The organism is Arthrobacter wenxiniae (assembly GCF_013376105.1).
Lineage (GTDB): Bacteria > Actinomycetota > Actinomycetes > Actinomycetales > Micrococcaceae > Specibacter > Specibacter wenxiniae.
The window spans coordinates 1-22717 of record NZ_JAAMFM010000046.1; the positions used below are offsets into that span (position 1 = coordinate 1).

At 69.1% G+C, this 22717-nt stretch carries 15 protein-coding genes and 1 pseudogene; 9 read left to right on the forward strand and 7 right to left on the reverse strand.

The annotated features are described in order from the left end of the window. The first annotated feature begins 206 nt into the window (after window positions 1-206). Complete coding sequence (locus G6034_RS18790; RefSeq protein WP_176636629.1) at window positions 207-428, forward strand: hypothetical protein; 222 nt, start codon at window positions 207-209, stop codon at window positions 426-428. A 41-nt stretch (window positions 429-469) separates the two neighbouring features. Then, complete coding sequence (locus tag G6034_RS20220; RefSeq protein ID WP_176636630.1) at window positions 470-3346, forward strand: helix-turn-helix transcriptional regulator; 2877 nt, start codon at window positions 470-472, stop codon at window positions 3344-3346. A 115-nt stretch (window positions 3347-3461) separates the two neighbouring features. Here the strand turns inward: G6034_RS20220 and G6034_RS18800 are convergent, their stop codons facing one another. The 5 genes from G6034_RS18800 to gcvT all read right to left on the reverse strand — a co-directional run bounded on the left by G6034_RS18800 (window position 3462) and on the right by gcvT (window position 9983). Further along, entirely contained in the window at window positions 3462-4697 is a 1236-nt protein-coding gene (locus G6034_RS18800; RefSeq protein WP_176636631.1) for an RNA polymerase sigma factor, read from the reverse strand. Window positions 4698-4955: 258 nt separating this feature from the next. Beyond that, window positions 4956-6212, reverse strand: coding sequence for a DUF4192 domain-containing protein (locus G6034_RS18805; protein WP_176636632.1), 1257 nt, complete (start codon window positions 6210-6212; stop codon window positions 4956-4958). Between the two features lie 88 nt (window positions 6213-6300). Continuing rightward, the gene (locus G6034_RS18810; protein WP_176636633.1) at window positions 6301-7686 is read right to left on the reverse strand and encodes an MFS transporter; all 1386 of its coding nucleotides are present in this window, start codon (window positions 7684-7686) and stop codon (window positions 6301-6303) included. Window positions 7687-7741: 55 nt separating this feature from the next. Then, window positions 7742-8731 carry a proteasome assembly chaperone family protein gene (locus G6034_RS18815; RefSeq protein WP_176636634.1) on the reverse strand — a complete coding sequence of 330 codons (990 nt, stop codon included), beginning with the start codon at window positions 8729-8731 and terminating at the stop codon, window positions 7742-7744. A gap of 118 nt (window positions 8732-8849) precedes the next feature. After that, a complete protein-coding gene (gcvT, locus tag G6034_RS18820) occupies window positions 8850-9983 on the reverse strand; it encodes a glycine cleavage system aminomethyltransferase GcvT (protein ID WP_176636635.1) in 1134 nt (377 codons plus the stop codon). Window positions 9984-10095: 112 nt separating this feature from the next. Between gcvT and G6034_RS18825 the strand changes: the two genes are divergently transcribed. From G6034_RS18825 to G6034_RS18845, 5 genes are all read left to right on the forward strand, one after another. Beyond that, entirely contained in the window at window positions 10096-11619 is a 1524-nt protein-coding gene (locus tag G6034_RS18825) for a leucyl aminopeptidase (protein WP_343038162.1), read from the forward strand. Window positions 11620-11891: 272 nt separating this feature from the next. Beyond that, window positions 11892-13274 carry a dihydrolipoyl dehydrogenase gene (gene lpdA / locus G6034_RS18830; protein WP_176636637.1) on the forward strand — a complete coding sequence of 461 codons (1383 nt, stop codon included), beginning with the start codon at window positions 11892-11894 and terminating at the stop codon, window positions 13272-13274. A gap of 129 nt (window positions 13275-13403) precedes the next feature. After that, entirely contained in the window at window positions 13404-15140 is a 1737-nt protein-coding gene (sucB, locus tag G6034_RS18835; protein ID WP_176636638.1) for a 2-oxoglutarate dehydrogenase, E2 component, dihydrolipoamide succinyltransferase, read from the forward strand. A 90-nt stretch (window positions 15141-15230) separates the two neighbouring features. After that, on the forward strand, window positions 15231-15581 hold the full coding sequence (locus G6034_RS18840) for a hypothetical protein (RefSeq protein WP_176636639.1): 351 nt from the start codon (window positions 15231-15233) through the stop codon (window positions 15579-15581). 275 nt (window positions 15582-15856) lie between these two features. After that, entirely contained in the window at window positions 15857-16285 is a 429-nt protein-coding gene (locus tag G6034_RS18845; protein ID WP_176636640.1) for an OsmC family peroxiredoxin, read from the forward strand. Between the two features lie 140 nt (window positions 16286-16425). Here the strand turns inward: G6034_RS18845 and G6034_RS18850 are convergent, their stop codons facing one another. After that, window positions 16426-19995: a S41 family peptidase gene (locus tag G6034_RS18850; RefSeq protein WP_176636641.1), complete on the reverse strand. Its 3570-nt coding sequence runs from the start codon at window positions 19993-19995 to the stop codon at window positions 16426-16428. Window positions 19996-20004: 9 nt separating this feature from the next. Then, a complete protein-coding gene (locus G6034_RS18855) occupies window positions 20005-21603 on the reverse strand; it encodes a serine/threonine-protein kinase (protein ID WP_218064075.1) in 1599 nt (532 codons plus the stop codon). Between the two features lie 176 nt (window positions 21604-21779). On the opposite strand from G6034_RS18855, the gene lipB reads away from it, so the two are divergent. Together lipB and G6034_RS18865 are read left to right on the forward strand one after the other, a co-directional pair. Continuing rightward, entirely contained in the window at window positions 21780-22505 is a 726-nt protein-coding gene (gene lipB / locus G6034_RS18860; RefSeq protein WP_176636643.1) for a lipoyl(octanoyl) transferase LipB, read from the forward strand. Then, a pseudogene (locus G6034_RS18865) lies at window positions 22502-22717 on the forward strand (lipoyl synthase); the annotation flags it as partial. The gene lipB and the pseudogene G6034_RS18865, both read left to right, overlap by 4 nt.

Here is a 22717-nt window from a genome sequence, read left to right on the forward strand (position 1 = left end):
CGCGCCGGAAACTCCATGGAAAGCACGACGCCGGACCCCGCCGGCCTGCCTCTCCCCACCGTGGGCGCGTCCCCGGCTAAGGCGCCTTAGCGGGGCGGGGCGCCCTGGCGCCGCCCCAAGATAAGGCATCTGCCCGATGTTCGGCCGTGGCCAACGGCGAAGGATGGAGTCATCAAACAAGGCATTTCCTGGGCAAGGGGACGGCAATGAACGACTTCATGGCACTCATGACGCGGCAGCAGAACGAACGCGAGCTGGCGGTGGCACTGGAACAGCGGCGGCTGCTGCGCGGTGCGGAGGGGGCGGACCCCCGGTTCCAGCGGAACCCGACCGTTTCGCAGCGGTTGCGGCAGCGGCTGCAGCTGCGCATCCACCGCAGCCCCTCACCGGCAAGACCCCCCGTGGACGCGGTCCATTCCAACGCGTGACGGCCCTGCTGCGCGGCGGCGGGGCGTGGCAGGATGGTTATATGCAGTCATCGCAGGCCGGCAGCCACATGATTGGGCGTGAGGAGGAACTGCGCGCCCTCACCGACGCCTACGGGCTCGCCGTGCAGAGCAAGCCCCAGGCCGTGGTGGTTGCCGGCGAGGCCGGCCTCGGCAAGACCCGGCTGCTGCGCGAATTCCTCAACGGCATCTCCGGGACGGCCCGCATCCTCTCCGGCCAGTGCGTTGACCTGGGCCCGCTCGCCACGCCGTATGCACCCATTACGGCGGTGCTGCGGGACCTGGCCGGAGAAACCGGCCTGGCCGGGCTGCTGGACCTTGCCGGTCCGGGGCGGGACGCGCTTTCGCTGTTGCTGCCGGAAGCCGGCATGCCGGAGCCGGGGAATTCCACGGCAAACCTGGTGCTGGAAGCGGTCAGCACCGTCCTGGAACGTGCCGCGGAGGGGCGGCCGACCGTCGTCGTGGTGGAGGACCTGCACTGGGCGGACGAGTCCACCCTGGCCGTCCTGAGCTTCATCCTGCGCGCGTTCAACGGCGGCCAGTTCCTGCTCGTCATGAGCTACCGCACGGACGATGTTCACCGGGGGCACCCGCTGCGGGCCTTCCTGGCCGAAGTGGAGCGCGGCCGCTTCGCCAAGAACATCCAGCTCGGCCGGCTCAACCGGGAACAGGTGCGCCAGCAGCTTGAGGCCATCACGGCGGCCCCCGCCGACTACGAGCTTGTGGAAAATGTACTCTCCCGCAGCGACGGCATTCCGTTCTTCGTCGAGGAGCTGGCGGGGCTGGGCGCCTGCGCTTCCACCACGGAACTCCCCTCGTCGCTCCGGGACCTGCTGCTGGCGCGGTACGAGAGGATGGACGAGCCCGTCCAGTATTTCCTGCGCGTGATTGCAGCCGGCGGGACCTGCGTGCCGCACGCGCTGGCGGAGCACGCGTTTGACCAGGTGGAGGACGGCTTCGAAGCCTCGGCGCGCCTGGCCCAGCAGGCCAATCTGATCACCATTGACGGCGACAGCTACACGTTCCGGCACGCCCTTTTGCGCGAAGCGATCCACTCCGACCTGCTCCCGGGTGAACGCACGCGCTTCCACACCCGCTACGCGCAGGCGCTGGAAAACCAGGACCCGGCGCGCCGCGACACGGCGGCCATCGCCTACCACTGGGATGCTGCCAATGTCCCCGACAAGACCTTCAAGGCCTCCATCGACGCGATGGGCGAGGCGTGGCGCAGCTTTGCCTACACGACCTCGGCCCGCATGGGCGAGCGCGCCCTGGAGCTGTGGGACAGCGTCAGCGAGCCGGAACAGATGGCCGGCATGCCCCGCTACCGGCTCATGGGGCGCACGGCCGGGGCGCACAACCTGGCAGGGGACGGGGAACGGTCCCTCGCGGTCATCAGGCTGGCAGTGCGTGACCCCGCCGCAACGGGCCCGGAGCGGGCACGCCTGCTCGCCGCCCAGGCCACGTACCTTGGCATCAACGCCAAGCCCGGGTCCGAACCACTGCTGCGCGAAGCCTTGGAACTGGTCCCGCCCGGGGTGGACGAAAAGCTGCGCGCCAGGCTGCTGAACTGGCTGGCGGCACGGCTCATGCTCTCCGGGAGGCTGGAGGAAGCCGTGGCCGAGGCGTCGGAAGCGCTGGAGCTGGCCACGGCCATCGGAAACGCCGAGGAGCGTTCCGTGGCCGCCAACCTGCGCGGTGTTTCCCGGATCGGCTCCGGGGACATTGCCGGAGGCCGGGAGGACGTGGAGGCGGCCGAGCACCTGGCCGAAGGCCACGGGCAGGCGCTTTTGCGTTTTCGGGTCAACTATTCGGACGCCCTGAACCTGCTGGGACTCTACGACGAGTCAATTGAGGTTGCCGAGGCGGGGATCGAGCGTGCCCGGCAGCTCGGCGTGGCGCGCACCTCGGGCGCCATCCTGTCCTCGAACGCCGTGGACCCGTTGTTTGCGCGCGGCGACTGGGCGAGGGCGTCCGCGCTGCTCGAACGCAACCTGCAGCTCTCCCCGCCGAGTTCCTTCCACGGCTACCTGATCCGCTCGAAAATCTGGTTGACATTGTGGGGCGGGGACGTGGCGGGCGCGGAGGGCCTGTTCAGGCGGTGGGAGTCGCTGCTGCGCGAGCTGGCGGCCGTGGAAATGCAGTCCCGCCTGCATTTCGCCGCGCTCAGGGCCGAGCTGGCCTGGGCGGGCGGCGAGCTGGACCGCGCCTGGGAGGAAGTCCTGTTCGTCCTTGGCCCCGACTTCCGGCCGCTGCCGGGCTACGACCTGCCCCTGCTGGCGCTGGCCGCGAGGGTGCTTGCCGCGCGGCGCCGGGCCGGGACGCAGCCGGCCATGGCGCAGCCGGCCGGCGACGACGAGTCCCGCCTGCGTGCCGTGCTGGCCCGCGACTCCTTTTGGCCCACCCATGCCGCCTGGGCGGCACTTTTTGACGCGGAACTCGGCGGGCGCCTGGGGACGGGCGACGACCCCGCCGCATGGCACCGGTCCGAGGGCCTTGCGGCCGCCCTGCCGGCGCACCTGCGCCACTACATCGGGCTGCGGGCCGGGGAGGCCGAGTTGGCCGCCGGACGGCGGATGGAGGCGGCGGCTGCCCTGCGGGCGGCCGTCGACGGCGCCGAGGCGCTGGGCGCCCGCCTGGTGGCCGGGCTGGGCCGCGACTTTGCCGCACGGGCCGGGCTGTCGCTGGACGGGCCCAGGCACCGCCCCAACACCGACGAACTGACGGAGCGGGAACACCAGGTCCTGGCCCTTGTGGCCGACGGGCTCACGAACCGCCAAATCGGCGAGCGGCTCTTCATCAGCGCGAAGACGGCCAGCGTGCACGTCTCGGCGATCATGCGCAAGCTCGGCGCCTCCAGCCGCACGGAGGCCGCCGCCTGCCTGCTTGCAAGGAAGTGACCCACGCCGCCCGTACCTTGTGCCTCTTACCTTGCGCCTCGTACCTTGTGCCTCGGGCCGGGAACCCCCGGGCGCGTGGGCCCAAGGTACAGCGCTGCCCGGGTGCCGAGGTGGCTCAGTCCAGGTAGTCGCGCAGGACCTGCGAGCGTGACGGGTGGCGCAGCTTGGACATCGTCTTGGACTCTATCTGGCGGATGCGCTCGCGCGTGACACCGTAAACCTTGCCGATTTCGTCTAAAGTCTTCGGCTGCCCGTCGGTCAGCCCGAAGCGCATGGCCACCACGCCTGCCTCGCGCTCGGAGAGGGTGTCCAGGACGGAATGCAGCTGTTCCTGCAGCAGCGTGAAGGACACGGCGTCGGCGGGGACAACGGCTTCGGAGTCCTCGATGAGGTCGCCGAACTCGGAGTCGCCGTCTTCACCGAGCGGGGTGTGCAGCGAGATGGGCTCGCGACCGTACTTCTGCACCTCGACGACCTTCTCGGGCGTCATGTCCAATTCCTTGGCCAGCTCCTCGGGCGTGGGTTCGCGGCCCAGGTCCTGGAGCATCTGGCGCTGGACGCGGGCCAGCTTGTTGATGACCTCCACCATGTGCACGGGGATGCGGATCGTGCGCGCCTGGTCGGCCATGGCGCGGGTGATGGCCTGGCGGATCCACCAGGTGGCGTAGGTGGAGAACTTAAAGCCCTTGGTGTAGTCGAATTTCTCGACGGCGCGGATCAGGCCCAGGTTCCCTTCCTGGATCAGGTCCAGGAACAGCATGCCGCGGCCGGTGTAGCGCTTGGCCAGGGACACGACCAGGCGGAGGTTGGCTTCCAGCAGATGGTTCTTGGCCCGCTTGCCGTCGTGCACGATGCGCTGCAAGTCGCGCTTGAGCTGCACGTCCATGGTGTCGGCCTCGGCGGAATTCAGTTTTTCGTTGGCGAAGAGGCCGGCCTCGATGCGCAGCGCCAGGTCGACTTCCTGCTCGGCATTGAGCAGTGCAACCTTTCCGATCTGCTTCAGGTAGTCCTTGACCGGGTCCGCCGTGGCCCCGGCGGACATGACCTGCTGGACGGGGGCGTCGTCGTCGTCGGAGTCGGAGTAGACAAAGCCCGTGCCCGTGGCGGCCGGCAGGGCAGCCTTCTCGGAGCCCGTTTCCGGATCTTCCTCCTCGACCGCGACGTCGGCAGCTTCCTCTTCGACCTTGGCGGCCTTGGTGCGGCGGACGGCGGCCTTCGGGGCGGCCTTGCCGGCCGAAGCCATGGCGGCCTTCTTCGTGGCCGCGCGCTTCTGTGCCGGGGTCAGCGGCGCGTCGGCTGGGTCATTGACCTCGATCGTTGCGGAGTCTTTGCTCTTGGAAGTAGCAGACACAGAAAACCTTTCTTGCGGCGGTCTGTGGAGTTACCTTGGGGCAACACCACTATGACCCTGTCAAGTCCGTGTTGCCTTTGCGCATCACTTCCACCTGGAGGGTCTTTACGTATAACTCCCCGTGGAGTGGCATTGTTCCCGCCGCCACGCATGGGGTTTATCGAAAAAGAACCGCCAGCACGAAGTGCGGCGCAAAACACGGACCCAACCGGGTCGCGGCCTCCATTGTCTCATGTTTTCCGCGCCTCCCGGCACGGTTCAGGCAGCCTCCACCTGCCGGCGATACCCGGGCCAGGCCGTCTGCTGGTCCTTGGCCCATGCCGCCACAAATCCCACCTGCAACAGCCTGTCCAGCAGCTGCGCGAGCCTGTATTCCGGAACAAACTTCTGGGATTCCACAAAGTATGCCCCCGCCCAGGTACCCCGCCCCCGGCACCACTGTATCCAGCCCAGCACGCACAGCAGGGGCGCCTTGGCCTCACCGTCCACGGACCCGGCCAGATGCAGCACGAGTTCCTCCGCCTGGTCCATCCTGGTCCAATTGGGTGCCAGCGCCGGGCGGTGTTCCCCGGCGCTGCCGCCAAGCAGGGCGTCGCTGAAGAGTCCGGCCGCCGCATCAATGGCGGCGTCGGACTCGTCCAGGATCGCGATGTCGTAGCCCGCGGCCTGGCTGGACCCATACCAGTGCTGCGGGACCACCGGCTCCGGCACGTCCGGCTGAAGATAGCCGGTGCCCAGGACGCCCGCCAGGGACATTTCGGGGGTGGCCGACAGGGAAACGAGGACGGCGTCGCGCACGGCGGTGTTGCCCAGGCTGGCCACCAGGTATCCCGTCATGACGGTGTCCGGCTGTTCGGGCCAGTGAGCGAGGGCGCGCTCCCACGCGCCCAGGGTCACGACAAGCTGGTTTTCCGCCGTCCCGTGCGCACCGAGGGGCGCCAGAAACGGTTCCGCCGCCCGGGCCACCTTGGCTGACTGCTCCGGGTCCCGCACTGCGGTCATGGCGGGCACGCGCTGCCGGGGGCTGTCTTCGACGCTGCTGCCACGGAAGACCAGTTCGGCACTGACAAGGCTGCCGGTGATCTTGCTGTTGCTGTGCCCTGGCCATGGGCAGCACACGGGGTTGCCGCAGTTGATGGACCTCCAGTGGTCCCGGCCCACGTACCAGGCATCACGCACCGGCAGTCCCTCCCGGGCCAGCGCGGCCCGCAGGGTGTCGAAGACCTCCCGGTGCGCAAAATCCTCCGGGTCGCTCCAGTCCGGGCCGCCGAAGATGGCGACCAGGGAGCCGTCGGCCCGCTCGTCGGTGCCGAGCTGGCCTGCCGCGACGTCGGCGAAGTGGTCCAGGTCGGCGGGCCCGCCCTCCGGCAGGTCCAGGCGCATGGTGGCGCGCAACGCCTTCCCCGCCATCCCGATGCACACCACGCTGTTCTCCGGCCAGTACCCGACGATGTGCGGGATGAAGGCGAGCAGGTCCTCGCCGGCGCTGACTTTAATCTTCTCTTGTTTGCTCATGGTTCAAGGCTGGCCAAGGAAGCGGGCGCCCAAAAGGGGCAGGCGGGGAAACGGGCGGATCTGTGGATAACGCCGGGCCCGTTGGCACTTATGCGCCGGGGTCGTTCCGCTCCCCCGGGCCGGGGCCGCCGTCGCGCCCGGCCCGGAGCTCCGCCCGGTACTGCGCCCTGCGGCGGCGGTTGTCGGCCAGGGCCACGCGGAGCGGTGGCACCATTTCCCCGGCCAGGGCCATCCGGCGGCGAACCTTTCCGCGCACGCGGACAACGGCGGCCGCGCCGACGGCCAGCACAATGAACTGGAACGACAGCGCAATCCTGAAGGACTCCAGGGAGTACAGCTTGCCGGCCGAAAAGCCGTTGGTGTTTAGCAGGTCCAGGATCAGGCCCACCACGTACATGGTGACCAGGGCAGCAAAGAATCCGCCCACATTCACAATGCCCGTTGCGGTTCCAATGCGGTGCGACGGGTTGAAGGTGCGCGCGAAGTCAAAGCCGATCATGGACGCGGGCCCGCCCAGGGCCAGGGCAAGCACCAGGAGGACCAGCAGCCACAGCGGCGCAGCGCCGGGGTAGAGGATCACGGCCAGCCACGCCGCCGTGATGACGGCCGTCACCGCCAGCACCATGGTGGAGCGGCGCATCGGGTGCCGGCCCACCCAGCCGCCCAAGAGCGGCCCGCAGATGATGCCGACCACCACAAACAGGCTCAGCAGGACGGTGGCCTCGGCAGGATCGAGCCCCTGGCCGGAGACCAGGAACGGGTAGCCCCACGTCATGACGAATACATTGCCGGCAAACTGCGTGGAGAAGTGGCTCCACATGCCCAGCTGCGTGCCCGGCTGGGTCCAGGCCTTCGCCAGGTCCGCGGCGGTTTCCCTGATGCCGGGCTGCACGGCGGGGCCGGCGGCGGCTTCGGGGGCGTTGCGCAGCAGTGCGCCCGCGAGCACGCAGGCCAGCAGGCCCAGGGCGGCCAGGCCCAGGAATGCCGGGCTCCAGCCCCAGCCGTGAAGCACTATGGCAAACGGTGCAATGGAGATCAGCTGCCCGAACTGGCCCAGCTGCCCGGTGAGCTGGGTCAGCAGCGGCACCCTGCGCGATGGGAACCACGCCGGGATCAGCCGGATCACCGAAATGAAGGTCATGGCGTCCCCGGCCCCCACAAAGATGCGGCCCACAACGCCGCCGGGGACGGAGGTGGCCGCGGCGAGCTGGAGCTGGCCAATGGTCATCAGCGCGGCACCGGAGGCAATCATGACGCGGGGGCCGAACCGGTCCACCAGGACGCCCACGGGAACCTGCAGGACGGCATAGACCAGCAGCTGGATGACGGTGAAGGCGGAGAGTGCGGAGGCAGTTGCGTGGAAGCGGCTGGTGGCTTCCAGGCCGGCCACACCGAAGGAGGTGCGTTGCGTTACTGCGACGAGGTAGGCAAAAACACCGATTCCCCAGATGGTCCATGCGCGTTTACTGTCCACAGGGAAAGCCTATGCCCGGCAGGGGCCGCCACCGCCGCGACTGCCCCGCCCGGGGCTAGATGTTGCCGGAATCACCGTCGTCCGCGACGCCGGACGACCTTCCCGCCGCCGGTCCGGCGTCGCGGCTGGCCAGGTAGGCCTCAACGGCGGCACCTAGTTCGTCGGCGTCGGGCAGCTCGTCGTTGTCGCCGGCCAGCAGGGACCGGCGCTCCGTGCCGTCGCTGTGCTCGTCGTATTGCTTCTCGAGGTTGCGCACCACGGCCTGCACCTCGGCGGACCCCTCCACCTGTTCGGTGATCTGGCGTTCCACGGCGCGTCCGGCCTCACGCAGCCGTTCACTGGGCAGCATGAGCGACGCCGCCGCACCCAGGTATTCCAGCCCGGCAACCGCGGCGGGCGGGTACTCGGCGTCGGCCAGGTAGTGCGGGACGTGGATGGCGTAGCCCACCACGTTCCGGCCCTCGGCGGCCAGCCGATACTCAATCACATGGCCGATGGCGGAGGGAATGTCCAGGGTGGTCTTCCATGCCGAGATGCCCTCGATCAGCTCGGGGCGGTTGCCGTGCACGGTGGCGCCAATGGGCCGGGTGTGGGGAACCGGCATGGGCACCGAATGGACCCATGCGGTCAGGTTTACGTCCAGGCGGCGCACCAGGCCCAGCACGGCGAGCGTGAACCTCTCCCACTGCAGGTCAGGTTCGCTGCCGAAAAGGAACAGGAACGGCTTGCCGAGCGCGTCGATCATGCGGTACAGCACCAGCGACGGCGCCTTGTAGTCGCTGAGATGGTCCTCCGTGAATGTGATCCGCGGCCGGCGCGAGCGGTAGTCGATCAGCTGGTCCACGTCGAAGACTGCCACGGGCTCGGCCGCCAGCTGGTCGATGAGCTCGCCGGCGATTTGGTGGATGACCTGCCCGGCGTCGGAAAATCCGGTGAAGGACATCAACAGGTTCAGCCCGCGCAGGTCCTCGTCCTCCAGCAGCACCTCATTGAGGGCATACAGGGACTCGGGGTCTTGAAACGGCGTGTACGCAATGTTCTTCATGGTTTTCCTCACCAGCTTGTCTCTCTCACCAGCACAACGCCGTGGGTGCCCGGAATCATCCCGGACACCCACAGCCTGGCCAGCGTTTACGTGAAGGCCCCGTTCCCGGGCCGGCGGCTCAGCCCGAGACGCGCACCTGCACAAACGGCGGCTTGACCACGCTCACGCCCAGGCGGCGGCCGCGGATGTCCAGGGCCAGGGAGTCCCCCAACTGCACGGCGGGGTGCACCAAGGCAAGTGCGACGCCGGTGCCCAGGGTGGGCGAAAACGTCCCTGAGGTGGTTTGCCCGACGACGGCGCCGGCGTCGTCGAGCACGTTGGCGCCGGCGCGCGGCACGCCGCGCCCCGTGGCCAGCAGGCCCACGGCCTTGCGGGGTGCGCCGGCGGCCTTCTGGGCGGCCAGCGCCTCCTTGCCCCAGAACGCATCCTTCTTCCAGCCCACGGCCCAGCCGACGCCGGCCTCGACGGGGGTGATGTCCGTGGAGAGTTCGTGGCCGTGCAGGGCGTAGCCCATCTCCGTGCGGAGGGTGTCGCGCGCGCCCAGGCCGGCCGCTTTGCCGCCGAGCATTTCCACCACCGCGGCGAGCGCCTCCCAGACTGCAAGGGCGTCGTCCCAGCGCGGCACGATCTCGTAGCCGTGCTCCCCCGTATAGCCGGTGCGGCACACGGTCAGGTCAACCGGCGCACCGCCGATGTTGGCCGTCGCGTCGACAAAGGACATGTAGTCGGCCGGCTGCGGGAGGCCGAGGGCATCCATGACGGCCACCGACCGCGGGCCCTGGACGGCGAACACGCCAAAGTCCCGGTGCAGGTTGGTGATCTCGACGCCGGCCCCCTCCGCGTCGCGGGCAGCCGCCAAGGCGGACACGACGGCGGCGGTGTTGGCGGCGTTGGGGATGAGGAAGAGGTCGTCGTCGGCGCGCAAATAGGCGATGAGGTCGTCGATGACTGTGCCTTCGGGCGTCAGGGCGAGGGTGTACCGGGCGCTGCCGGGCTTGATCCTGCCCAGGTCATTGGACAGGCAGCGATTGGCGAATTCCACGGCACCGGCGCCGCGGATCCCGGCCTTGCCCAGGTGTGAAACGTCAAAAAGGCCCACCGTGGTGCGCACGGCAGTGTGCTCGGCAACCACCCCGCCGCCGTCGTACGCCAGCGGCATCAGCCAGCCGCCAAACCCCGCCATCTTCGCACCGTGGTCAACATGCCACTGGTGCAGCGGTCCGTGCAGGAGTTCCTCGGGGTTTTCGCTCATGCGTCATACGGTACCGCAGCCGGGCACGGCCCCCCGGCCTGGCAAAGAGGCTACGATCGAAAAGGAAGTTCCACCATCTTCTGTCAACGACCATCGTGAGGACACATACAACGTGAGTGCGAGCCACACCGTCAGCTTCAATGTCATCAGCGCAGACCTCAAGAAAGTTGCCGCGGATGCACTGGTCATCGGCGTCGGCAAGGGTGCCGACGGACCCGTCATCCTTGACTCCCCCCTGGCCGCTTCCGCCGTGGCGTCCCTGAAGGCGTCCCTGGACGCCCTGGGCGTCAGCGGCGCGGCGGACCAGCTGGTCCGCCTGCCAGGCCTGCCGGACACCGGGGCCAAGGTGCTGGTGCTTGCCGGCGTCGGCAAGCTGTCCGGCACTGAGATCACCGAGGAATCCCTGCGCCGTGCCGCCGGCTCGGCCGTGCGCCAGCTGGCCGGCCTCAAGCACGTGGTCCTGGCCCTGCCGACGACGGCGGTGGGACAGGTTTCCGCCCTGGCGGAGGGTGCCGCCCTGGGCGCCTACCGCTACGCCAGCCTGCACTCCAGCAAGGACGGCGTGAAGGACCCCGTGGCCAAGGTCACCATCTATTCCTCCCTGGCCAAGGACCCGTCGCTGGCGGCGGCCCTGGACCGGGCCGCCGTCGTCGCCCAGGCCGTCAACGCCACGCGCACGCTGGTCAACGAGCCGCCGAGCCGCCTGTACCCCGCCACGTTCGCCGAGGCGGCCAAGGACCTGGCCAAGGGCCTGCCGGTGAAGGTGACCGTCATGGATGAGAAGCGCCTGCTCAAGGACGGCTACGGCGGCATCATGGGCGTGGGCCAGGGCTCCGCCCGCCCGCCGCGCATGGTGAAGGTGGAATACAAGTCGGACAAGGCCGTGGCCGACCTCGCCCTGGTGGGCAAGGGCATCACCTTTGACTCCGGCGGCATCTCGATCAAGCCGGGCGCGGGCATGATCACCATGAAGTGCGACATGGCCGGGGCGGCCGCCGTCCTCAATGCCGTTCTTGCCGTGGCCGGCCTGGGCCTGCCGGTCAACGTCACCGGCTGGCTGTGCATTGCCGAAAACATGCCCTCGGGCACGGCCATCCGCCCCTCCGACGTGCTGACCATCTTCGGCGGCAAGACGGTGGAGGTGCTCAACACCGACGCCGAGGGGCGCCTGGTCATGGCCGACGGCCTGGTGGCCGCCTCGCAGGAATTCCCCGACGTCATCATCGACGTCGCCACCCTGACCGGCGCCCAGGTGGTGGCCCTGGGCCACCGCACGGCGGGGGTCATGGGCGACGACGGCGTCAGCGCGGCCCTGAAGGCCGCCGCGGACCGCGCCGGCGAACTCATCTGGCCCATGCCGCTGCCGGAGGAACTGCGTCCCTCCCTGGACTCCCCCGTGGCCGACATGGCCAACATTGGCGAACGGATGGGAGGCATGATGACCGCCGCGGTGTTCCTGCGGGAGTTCATCGGCAAGGACAAGTCCGGCGTGACCATCCCGTGGGCCCACCTGGACATTGCCGGGCCCGCCTTCAACGAGAGCGCCCCGTACGGGTACACGCCCAAGCAGGGCACGGGCATGGCGGTGCGCACGCTCGTGGCCTACGTCGAGGACGTGGTGGCCCGCAGCGTCTAGGGCACGGCCCCACAACACGGGCGCCCAATCACCGTGGCCAGGGCGGTGTCCAAGCACACAGTGAGTATGACCACAAACAGCTTTACTGTGACGCCACCGAGGTGGAGCATGGTAGATCGGGCGGCTAAGGTAATTGCTGAACGTATTTGTCCTGGCCTTGAATCCTGCAGGACATGGCAGGGCCGCGGCGCACGCACGGCGGCGGCCCTGCCCCAACAAAAAAGTGTGATGGCGCGTACACGTGCGCCATCCGAACGCGAGGGAGCGTCTAAGTGGCCGAACAGGCAGCTGGGCAAGAATTCGACATCCTGATTCTCGGCGGCGGCAGCGGCGGATACGCCGCGGCCCTGCGTGCCGTCCAATTGGGGCTGACCGTGGGACTGGTGGAAAAGAACAAGCTGGGCGGCACCTGCCTGCACAACGGCTGCATCCCCACCAAGGCCCTGCTGCACTCTGCGGAGGTCGCCGACCACGCCCGCGACGGCGCCAAGGTCGGTGTCAACGTCGAGCTGACCGGCATCGACATGAACGCCGTCAACGCGTACAAGGACGGCATCGTTGCCGGCAAGTACAAGGGCCTGCAGGGGCTCATCAAGGGCAAGGGCATCACCGTCATCGACGGCGAGGGCAAGCTCACCGCGCCCAACACGATCACGGTGGACGGCGTCAACTACACGGGCAAGAACATTGTCCTCGCCACCGGATCCTACTCGCGCAGCCTGCCCGGCCTGGAAATTGGCGGCAAGGTCATCACGTCCGACCAGGCGCTCACCATGGACTACGTGCCCCAGAGCGTCATCGTCCTCGGCGGCGGCGTCATCGGCGTCGAGTTCGCCTCTGTCTGGAAGTCCTTCGGCGTGGACGTCACCATCATCGAGGGCCTGCCGTCGCTGGTCCCCAACGAGGACCCGGCCATCATCAAGGTCCTCGAGCGCACCTTCCGCAAGCGCGGCATCAAGTTCAACACCGGCACCTTCTTCCAAGGCGTCGAGCAAACGGCCGACGGCGTCAAGGCCACGCTGGTGGACGGCAAGACATTCGAGGCCGACCTCATGCTGGTAGCCGTGGGCCGCGGCCCCTCCACCGCAGGCCTGGGCTACGAGGAAGCCGGCGTCACGGTCGACCGCGGCTTCGTCATCACCAATGATCGCCTGCACACCGGCGTCGGCAACATCTACGCCGTGGGCGACATCGTCCCGGGCATCCAGCTGGCCCACCGCGGCTTCCAGCAGGGCATTTTCGTGGCCGAGGAAATCGCCGGCCTGAAGCCGGTGGTCGTTGAGGACATCAACGTCCCCAAGGTCACCTACTGCGACCCCGAGATCGCCTCCGTCGGCCTGAACGAGCCGCAGGCCAAGGAGAAGTTCGGCGACGGCAACGTTGAGACCACCGAATACAACCTGGCCGGCAACGGCAAGAGCGCCATCCTGGGCACCGGCGGCATCATCAAGTTCGTCCGCGAAAAGGACGGTCCCGTGGTGGGCGTGCACATGATCGGCACGCGTGTGGGCGAACAGATCGGCGAGGCCCAGCTCATCGTGAACTGGGAAGCCTACCCGGAGGATGTTGCGGGCCTGGTCCACGCACACCCCACCCAAAACGAAGCCCTCGGGGAAGCGGCCATGGCTTTGGCCGGCCGCCCGCTCCACGGCTAGCAGGACCCTTGCTTAGTGCACCCGGCGCCCGCGCCGGGTGCACTAAGCTCAAATACAAACAATCATTACTCATGAATTTTATGTTTGGTGCTTTTGTTGGCACCGCACAAAAAGGAGAACGGGGACGAAATGTCTGAATCCGTGAACTTGCCCGCCTTGGGTGAAAGCGTCACCGAAGGAACCGTCACGCGATGGCTTAAGCAGGTCGGCGAGCGAGTCGAAGTGGACGAGCCCCTGCTGGAGGTCTCCACCGACAAGGTTGACACCGAAATCCCGTCGCCGTTCGCCGGCATCCTGGAGCAGATTCTGGTTCCCGAGGACGAGACCGCTGAAGTGGGCGCCCCGCTGGCCCTGATCGGCTCCGGCGACGGCGCCGGCGCGGAAGCACCGGCTGCCGAGTCGGCACCCGCGGCGGACGCTGCCCCCGCGGCCGCGGCAGAGGCAGCACCCGCGGCAGACGCAGCGCCCGCAGAAGAGCCCGCGGCAGACGCAGCGCCCGCGGCCCCCTCCGGCGAGTCCTTTGAGGTCAAGCTCCCCGCTCTGGGCGAGTCCGTCACGGAAGGCACCGTCACCCGGTGGCTGAAGGCCGTTGGCGACTCTGTCGATGTGGACGAGCCGCTGCTGGAGGTCTCCACCGACAAGGTCGACACCGAGATCCCCTCCCCCGTGTCCGGCACGCTCCTGGAAATCCGGGTGCCGGAAGACGAAACCGCCGAGGTTGGCGGCGTCCTGGCCCTGATTGGCTCCGGCGCACCTGCCGCAGCCCCCGCCGCAGCCGCTCCGGCGGCACCTGCTCCGGCCACCGCGCCAGCCCCCGCCGCACCTGCCGCAGCAGCACCCGCTCCGGCCGCCGCGCCAGCCCCCGCCGCGCCAGCTCCGGCCGCACCTGCCCCCGCCGCACCCGCTCCGGCCGCACCTGCACCCGGCGCCGAATCCAACTACGTGACCCCCTTGGTGCGCAAGCTCGCCAACCAGCACGGCGTGGACATTGCCGCTGTCTCCGGTTCCGGCGTGGGCGGGCGCATCCGCAAACAGGACGTCCTGGCGGCGGCGGATGCCGCCAACGCCGCGGCAGCCGCGGCAGCCCCGGCGTCCGCCGCCGCATCCGCGCCCAAGGCCGCCCCCGCCGTCGTGCCTTCCTCCCTGCGCGGCACCACGGTCAAGGCGCCCCGCATCCGCCAGGTCATCGCCCGCCGCATGCGCGAGTCGCTGGACATCTCCACGCAGCTGACCCAGGTCCACGAGGTCGACATGACGCGGATCGTGAAGCTGCGCAACCAGGCCAAGGACCAGTTCCAGGCGGTGAACGGCACCAAGCTCACGTTCCTGCCCTTCATTGCCAAGGCGGTGACCGAGGCGCTCAAGCAGCACCCCAAGGTCAACGGCGAGTACAACGAGGAAACCCAGGAGATCACCTACCACAACGCCGAGCACCTGGCGATCGCGGTGGACACCGACAAGGGCCTGCTGGTCCCGGTCATCTCCAACGCCGGCGACCTGAACCTGGCCGGCCTGGCAGGGAGGATCGCCGACGTCGCCGCCCGCACCCGCAGCGGCAAGATCGGCCCGGACGAGCTCTCCGGCGGCACGTTCTCGATCACGAACATCGGCTCCGTCGGCGCCCTGTTCGACACCCCCATCATCAACCAGCCCAACGTGGCGATCCTGGGCACCGGCGCGATCGTCAAGCGGGCCGTGGTCGTGGCCGACGCCGACGGCGACGACACCATCGCCATCCGCCACATGATGTACCTGAGCCTGACGTACGACCACCGCCTGGTGGACGGCGCCGACGCCGGCCGCTTCCTGCAGACCTTGAAGGCCCGCCTGGAAGAGGGCGCGTTTGAGGCCGACCTGGGCCTGTAAGGCGCAACATCCGCAGCCAGCGGGGTGGCCTTCCTCACGGGAGGCGGCCCCGCTGCTTTTTTGTGGACACTTTGTCGCTAAACTGTGGGCATGACTGTACTTACGAACATCCTCGTCTTCCTGCACGTCCTCGGCGCCGCCGCCATTGTCGGCGGCTGGTTTGCCACGTTCAAGAAGCCCACCGTCCTCCCCATCCAGCTGTGGGGCGCCATCGCCCAGCTCGTCACCGGCCTGGCGCTGGTGGGCATCCTGGGTGCCACCCATGAGCCGGTCAACTATGCAAAGATCACGGTAAAGCTCCTTATCGCCATCGCGGTGCTGGTGCCGGCCATCATTGGCTACCGCAAGGCCCGGGCGAACCAGTCCGTCCCGACCGGGCTGGCCCACGCCGTGGGCGGAATGGCTCTGGTCAACATCGCCGTGGCCACCATCTGGTCCTGACAGCTACCCGTTGGCCCGGCCAATGCAGAACGCATTGCCGTCGGGGTCCGCCAGCACGTGCCAGTGGAAGGACGGGCCTCGATGCCCGTTTCCAAATAGCCTGCCCAAAACGCGGCCAGCCCCGCGGCGTTGGTGGAATTGATCATGATGGATGACAGTTTGGGCATGCGGACGGTGTAATCCGCGCGCGCCCCCGGACTCTTCGGCATAGGGTGGTTATGAATGCCCTTGAGCCTCAGGGCATCGAACCAGAGAAACCTTTATAAGGAGTAAACATGGCTACGACTCGCAATGCCCACACCGGCTGGATCGGCGACCTTCCCACGGGTGCCGGACAGGTCACGCTGGACAGCTCGGGGCTGGGCACGTTTGACGTCACCTGGAAGGCCCGCGCCGAGCAGGCCGAGGGCAAGACCAGCCCGGAGGAACTGATCGCCGCCGCCCACTCGGCCTGCTTCGCGATGGCGTTCAGCGCCGCACTGAGCGAGGCAGGGAAGGCTGCGGACTATGTCAACACCTCCGCCGCCGTGACCTTCGTGCCCGGCACCGGCATCACCGGCAGCCACCTGACGCTGGCCGCCAAGATCCCCGGCATCAGCCAGGAGGACTTTGACAGCATTGCCAACGCGGCCAAGGCCGGCTGTCCCGTCTCCGCCGCCCTCGCCGGCATTGAGATCACACTGGACGCCACGCTCGACGCGTAGTCCCCAGCTCCTACCAAACCCCGACTCGCAAGCGAGTCGGGGTTTGGGTCCCTCGGAGCTGTGGGCCCAAATTTCGGGTCCCGAATACGGATGTGGCCGCCTCCCCGACGGGAAGGCGGCCACATCCGTTGTCCAGGCCCTTACGGACGCGGCGGCAGCGGGGACGTCGCCAGGTTGCGGTACCCGGCCAGCTCGGGCGGGCGCACCGTGGGGATTTCCTGCTGCATTTCCAGCAGCACGCCGATCGCCGCCTCCAGCTGCGGATCGTTGCCTGCCAGATGGTCGTGGGGCGCGAACGGCACCTCGATGTCCGGGTCAACACCGTAGTTTTCCACATGGAAGCCCTGGCCCTCCCGGAACCAGAAGGCGTAGCGCGGCTGCGTGACCCCGGTGCCGTCGGCCAGTGAGAACTTCCCGTCGATCCCCACCACGCCGCCCCACGTGCGCATGCCCACCACGGGGCCGATCCCGCGCAGCTTGGCGACGGCCGTGATGATGTCCCCGTCGGATCCGGCGAATTCGTCCGTCAGTACCACCACGGGGCCGCGGGGCGACTGCGGCGGGTAGATTTCCGGCCCGTGCCCGCGGGAGATGGCCCAGGCGTCCATGCGCTTGCTGATGGCCTCGGCCACCAGTGGCGAGGTGTGCCCGCCGCGGTTGCGCCGCACGTCGACCACCAGGGCGTCCGCCGCCGTCTCCGTGTCGAGGTCGCGGTGCAGCTGCGCCCATCCGCGCGGCATCATGTCCGGCACGTGGAGGTATCCGAACCTGCCTTTGGAGGCCTTGCGCACCATGGCCCGGTTGTCCGCCACCCACTGCTGGTAGCGCAGCCGCTCCTCGCTCTTCAAAGGTACGACGGCGACCATGCGCCGTGTGGGCGCGGCACCTTCGCCGTTGGCCCCGTTGGCGCTGCGCAGCGTCAGCTCCACGATCTTGCCCGCCGTACCGGCCAGCAGCTCGTCCGGGCCCTCCGCGGGCACGGGGATGCCGTTGACCGCCTCAAGGATTTCGCCGGGTCGGGCGGCAACGCCAGGCGCCTCCAGGGGGGAGAACGCCCCCGGGTCCGAAGACTCGCCGGCGATAATGGAGGCGATGGCGCATCCCGCGGGCGTCGGCTCAAACACGGCGCCAAGGTGCCCCTGGGCGCCCGCGCCCTCTTCGACGTCGGGCGCGGGTGTCACGTAGGCATGGGAGGTGCCCAGTTCGCCGTGCAGCTCCCACAGCAGGTCGACAAGGTCGTCGTGGCTGCCCAGCCGGTCCACGATGGGCCGGTAGCGGGCATGGACCGCGTCCCAGTCCGTTCCGGCCATGTCCGGCGTGTAGTAGAAGTCGCGCTGGAGCCGCCAGGCTTCGTCAAAGGCCTGCCCCCACACCTGGACGGGGTCCAGCCGGAGCACGATCCTTTCCAGGTCAACCTCGGTGACGTCGTCGGCGTCGTCGTCGGCCTTGGCGGTGGACGGAAGCACGGTGACCTTCTCGCCGCGGACTGCGACGATCCACCGGCCGTCGCCGCTGAGCCGGAAGGTGTCCAGTTCCTCGACCACGCGGGTGACCTTCCGGGTGGCCAGGTCCAGCCGGTCAAGGGCGGCAGCGGCCGGTTTGTCCGAGGCGAGGGCGAGGCCCTCGCCGGTTGTGCCGCCGCTGCGGTCGAGCTGCCACAGCAGGCCGCCGTCGACAGGCTTCAAGGCGACGTAGCGGTCCTGCCCTGCCGGCACGGCAATGATCCGGGCGGCGAGCCCGGCGGTGTCCACGGTGGTGCGTACATTGGCGGCCTCCACGCCGGCCCCGCCCGTCCCGGCGGTCCCCGTCCCGGCGGTCCCCGTCTGCGGGGCGCCGGCCTGCGGGGCGCCGTCCACATCGGGCCCGAAGGGCGATGGCGTGTCCGCGGCCAGCGCCAACAGGAACGGCTTGGTGGACGCGGGGAAGCTCAGGTCGAAGGAATGGGTGTCATAAACCGGGTCAAAACTGCGCCGGGACAGGAAGGCAATGTACTTTCCGTCGCGGGTGAATTCGGCGCTGAAGTCCATGAAGCGCCCGTCCGTGAGGTCGATGACCCGGTCGCGGCCGTCCACGGGGGCCACCGCCGCGAGGCGGAGCTTGGAGCGGTTCTCTCCCGTGTCGACGGGCTCGTTCCACAGGAGCCACGCGGAATCGGGGCTGAAGGAGAGTTCGGCCACGGCCCCCGCAGGCGTTTGCGAAATCTGCTCCATGGTCCCGGCCGCCACGTCCACCAGCAGCACTTCGCCGAACTCGGTGCCAACGGCGATCCGCGCCCCGTCCGGGCTGGCGGCCACCTGGGCCGCGCGGGTCCGCGACGGGTAGGTGATGCGCCGCAGCTCCTCCCCGCCGATCCGCCGGGTGGCGGCTCCGGCACCTGCCGTTGCCGCGGCAGGTGCCGTTGCCGTGCCGGCGGAACCGGCCGCGGCGTCCGGGGTGCCTGGCTGCGTATCGGCCGGCCCGGCGGGAACGTCGACGTGGAAGGTGTCCACGTTGACGGCCCGGGCTGAGACCGGCTTGGGCAGCTGCACGGTTTCCCCAATGGTGTCCTCCCCCGCCTCCGCGTGATCTTCCGGCGTGGGCGGTGCGGCGGGCACTGCCGCGCCGTCCGCCGGCCCGGCCGAGGACCCGCCCAGCGCCCGAATGTACAGGGCCTCCTCGCCTCCCGCGTCGGCCACATACAGCACGTGGCCGGTGCCCAGGGGGCGGCCCAGGCGGGCGCGGACCCCGGGGTCGGCGGCGATGACGCGGGCCGGGCCGCCGCGGTGGGTCAGCAGGTGCACGGTGCCGTGCGCCTCGACCACGCTGGCCCGCCCGTCCTGCGCCGGAACCACCTCGTTGAGGTGCTTGGCGGCATTGAGCAGCTTCGGGACGCGGGCGCCGTTGACGGCCCCCAGGGCGATGTCCAGCTGGACGGCCTCGCTGTCCAAGTTTTCCAGGACAAACAGGTTGCCGGCAGATTCAAAGACAATCCGGGTGCCGTCGGTGCTGGCGTGGCGGACGTAAAAGCCTTCAAAGTCGGTGTGCCGGCGCAGCCCGGAACCGTCCGGCAGCACCGAGTACAGGTTGCCGTGGCCCTCATGGTCGGAAAGGAAGGCGATGCGCCCCGCAACCCACATGGGGTCGCACAGGTTGCCGTCCAGCTCCGGGGCCAGGCGGGTGAATTCGCCCGCTCCGTCCGCGTCGATCCACAGCTTTCCGGAGGTTCCGCCGCGGTAGCGCTTCCACGCGGCGGGTTCGCGGGAGAGCACCGAGGAGACCACCACGGGGCGCTCGTCGCCCACCACAGGACCAAACGCCACACTGTCCACGGGGCCGTAGTTGAGTCGTTCGCGGCGGCCGCTCGCCAGGTCGACGGCGTAGGCCCAGGTCAGCCGGGAATCCGCCTGTTCCCAGGCGCTGGTGACCACGACCCTGCCGTCCGCGGTGAAGCCCTTGACCTTGGTGCCGGCATGCCCCCAGTAGGTCAGCTGGGTCACCGCGCCGCCGTCCACGGGCGCGGCTACGACCTCGGGTGCCTCGCCGCGGGTGACGGTCCACACCAAGGTGCCCCCGTCCGGGGTGAAACGGGGATTGCGCGGAGGGGACTGTTCAGCGGAGACCCGCCAGGCCCGGCCCCCTGCCAGTGGAGCAACCCAAACATCGTCCTGGGCTGTGAAGGTGATCAGGTCCTTGTGCAGGTGCGGGTGGCGAAGGTAACTGGAGGAGGTCATTTACGTATCTTAGCCACCGCCCGGGAGGATCTGTTGGACCATCCACCGCGAACGGACCTGCACCAGGACAATGCGGAGCCGCTGCTGCTGCCCGGCCGGTTGCGAATACACCACCGCACCTCCCGCGTCCTGTTCCGCAAACGGGCTGGTGGCCACCGTTGCCGACACCGTGGCGGCGGCATAGGGGGCGTCGGCTCCGTCCGGCACCAACTCCCGGCTGGCCACGGCTGCTCCCGAAACCACCGTTTCAAGCCCCGAGTAGGAATGACCGGCGGCGGCGAGTGCCCGGACAACCATCACATCCGCGGCCATGGCCGGCGATCCCACCGCATTGACCGCCTCCAACATCCCCAGGTCGGCATTGGACAGCGCGTAGGAGCGCACCCAGGCCAGGGCCGCCAGTGCGTTTTCCGGCGCGGGCGACAGGAGGCCCTTCCTGACCTCCGCCGGAAACGACGCGGCTTGCGGGCCCAGTGCCACCAGGGAGGCCGCCTCGCCCGCCGCGGCCGGGGCGTTGCCGGCGGTGCCGCCCGGTGCGGCGGACGGCACGTTGAGCCGTGTCGCGGCCGTCGCTGTCGCCGTTGCTACCCGGCCATCCGCGGCGACCGACGGGGAGCCGACACCGCCGCCGTTTCCCACCACCCCGCGCCAGCCGACGAATCCTGCACCGGCCAGCGCCAGGGCCAGCGCGGCCCCCAGGGACGCCAGTGGCAGGCCTGGCCGGCCCGGGCGGCGGAGCCTGCGAAGAGGCGCCGCAAACACGCTGCGGGCCGGCCTGCGCGCGTCGCGCCGCGTGAGCAATTCCGGCAGGACGCTCGGATGAACCGACTGGGCCAGCGCCACTGGCTCCGCCCGGGCGCTGCGGAAGACCGCCTGGGCGAGCTCGGCCGCCGTCGGGCGCTGGGCAGCATCCTCGGCAAGCCCGGCCTCCAGGGCGGCGGCCAGCTCGTCGGGCACGCCGCGCGCGTACATGGCCAGCGGAATCCGGTCCCGCGCGGCCGCCGGCGCATGGCCCGTCAGGGCATACCAGCCCACGGCGGCCATGGCGTAGACGTCCGAAGCCGGGGACACGCCGTCGTCGCGCGGGCAGAAGAAGCCCGGCGTGCCGGCGGCACGGCCCGGCGGCTGACCCACGAGGCGCCCAAGGCCGAGATCGCCCAAGACGGGCTTGCCGTGCACCGTCAGCAGGACATTGCCGGGGGCCACGTCGCCGTGGACCACGCCGCGGCCATGCAGATGGGACAGCACCTGACCCAGCGGTGTCAGGACGGTGACGCACTCGCCCACGGTCAACGGGCCCCGCGACGCCACGATGTCCTGGACGGAACCACCGCCGGCGTGGTCCATCAGGAGCGCCCACCCGCCGGGCCCGCGCAACTCCGCCACGCCATGGATGCGGACCAGGTGCTCGTGGTCATATTGGGCCAGAATCCGCCACTCCTGTGTGATTTCGCTTTCATTGTGACGTGCCGGCCCGGACACGCCGCCCCCATGGTCCGTGGCCGCAGGCGCGGGTGCCGTGAAGCACTTCGCCGCCAGCTCCGGGCCGCCGTCCGCCGGCCGGACCAGCCACACCTCGGCCTGCGCACCGCCGCCCAAGCGGCGCACGGTGTCGAATCCATCCAGTACGGGCACCCGGCCCCGCTGCGTCTGCACCCCGTTTGCGTCCATATGTCAGTAATAGCCCATTTTTGCCCACCCCGCCGAAAGTTATCCACAGGCATGGGGTCCGGGAGCCGCCTTTTCGATTTAGGTGAAGCAGCTTCGTCCTCTAAAGTGGCTACATGACTGTTGAGTTCACAGAGGTCGGTTTTGCCCCGGATTTTGTCGACTACAGCGGTGCCTGGGACCAACAACGCAAAGTGCACGACGCCGTCGTCGCCGGCACTGCGGGAAACACGGTATTGCTGCTCGAACATTCCGCTGTTTACACGGCTGGAAAACGCACGGAAGATCACGAACGGCCCTTTGACGGCACCCCCGTCATCAACGTGGACCGCGGCGGAAAGCTGACCTGGCACGGCCCCGGGCAGCTGGTGGCCTATCCCATCCTGAAGCTCAAGGACGCCCACGGGATCCGCGAGTACGTCACCACGCTGGAGGAGATCATCATCGAGACTCTGGCCGCCTTTGGCGTGGCCGGCGTCCGGGTCAAGGGCAGGGCCGGCATTTGGCTGCCCGCCGACGACAAGGGTCCCGAGCGCAAAGTTGCCGCCATCGGCATCCGCGTCCACGAGGGCGTGACGATGCACGGCATCGCCATCAACGCCAACAACGACCTGGCACCGTATGCCCAGATCATCGCCTGCGGCATCGCCGACGCCGGCACCACCACCATTGCTGCGGAAACCGGCGACGACGTAGGCCCCGCAGACCTGGTTCCCGTCCTGAAGGCAGCGGCCAGCCGCCTCCTGGCACCCCTCATCGCGGACCCGGCAAGCTCCGGATCCCACCCTGAAGCTGCCGGGGGCTCGCGCGAGCAAAGCCCGGTGGAAGGAGCATTGCTGTGACCCTGGCACCCGAGGGACGGAAGATGCTGCGCATTGAGCAGCGCAACGCGGCGGTTCCGGTGGAGCGCAAGCCCGACTGGATGAAGGCCAAGGTCGAGATGGGCAGCGAGTTCATCGCAATGAAGAACCTGGTCAAGGGCCAGGGCCTGCACACGGTGTGCGAGGAGGCCGGCTGCCCCAACATCTTTGAGTGCTGGGAGGACCGGGAGGCC

Excerpts from the sequence above, each read along its gene's own strand:
- G6034_RS18790 (WP_176636629.1), top strand. The coding sequence starts at position 207 with ATGAACGACTTCATGGCACTCATGACGCGGCAGCAGAACGAACGCGAG.
- G6034_RS20220 (WP_176636630.1), top strand. The coding sequence starts at position 470 with ATGCAGTCATCGCAGGCCGGCAGCCACATGATTGGGCGTGAGGAGGAA.
- G6034_RS18805 (WP_176636632.1), bottom strand. The coding sequence starts at position 6,212 with ATGAGCAAACAAGAGAAGATTAAAGTCAGCGCCGGCGAGGACCTGCTC.
- G6034_RS18815 (WP_176636634.1), bottom strand. The coding sequence starts at position 8,731 with ATGAAGAACATTGCGTACACGCCGTTTCAAGACCCCGAGTCCCTGTAT.
- gcvT (WP_176636635.1), bottom strand. The coding sequence starts at position 9,983 with ATGAGCGAAAACCCCGAGGAACTCCTGCACGGACCGCTGCACCAGTGG.
- sucB (WP_176636638.1), top strand. The coding sequence starts at position 13,404 with ATGTCTGAATCCGTGAACTTGCCCGCCTTGGGTGAAAGCGTCACCGAA.
- G6034_RS18840 (WP_176636639.1), top strand. The coding sequence starts at position 15,231 with ATGACTGTACTTACGAACATCCTCGTCTTCCTGCACGTCCTCGGCGCC.
- G6034_RS18845 (WP_176636640.1), top strand. The coding sequence starts at position 15,857 with ATGGCTACGACTCGCAATGCCCACACCGGCTGGATCGGCGACCTTCCC.
- G6034_RS18850 (WP_176636641.1), bottom strand. The coding sequence starts at position 19,995 with ATGACCTCCTCCAGTTACCTTCGCCACCCGCACCTGCACAAGGACCTG.
- lipB (WP_176636643.1), top strand. The coding sequence starts at position 21,780 with ATGACTGTTGAGTTCACAGAGGTCGGTTTTGCCCCGGATTTTGTCGAC.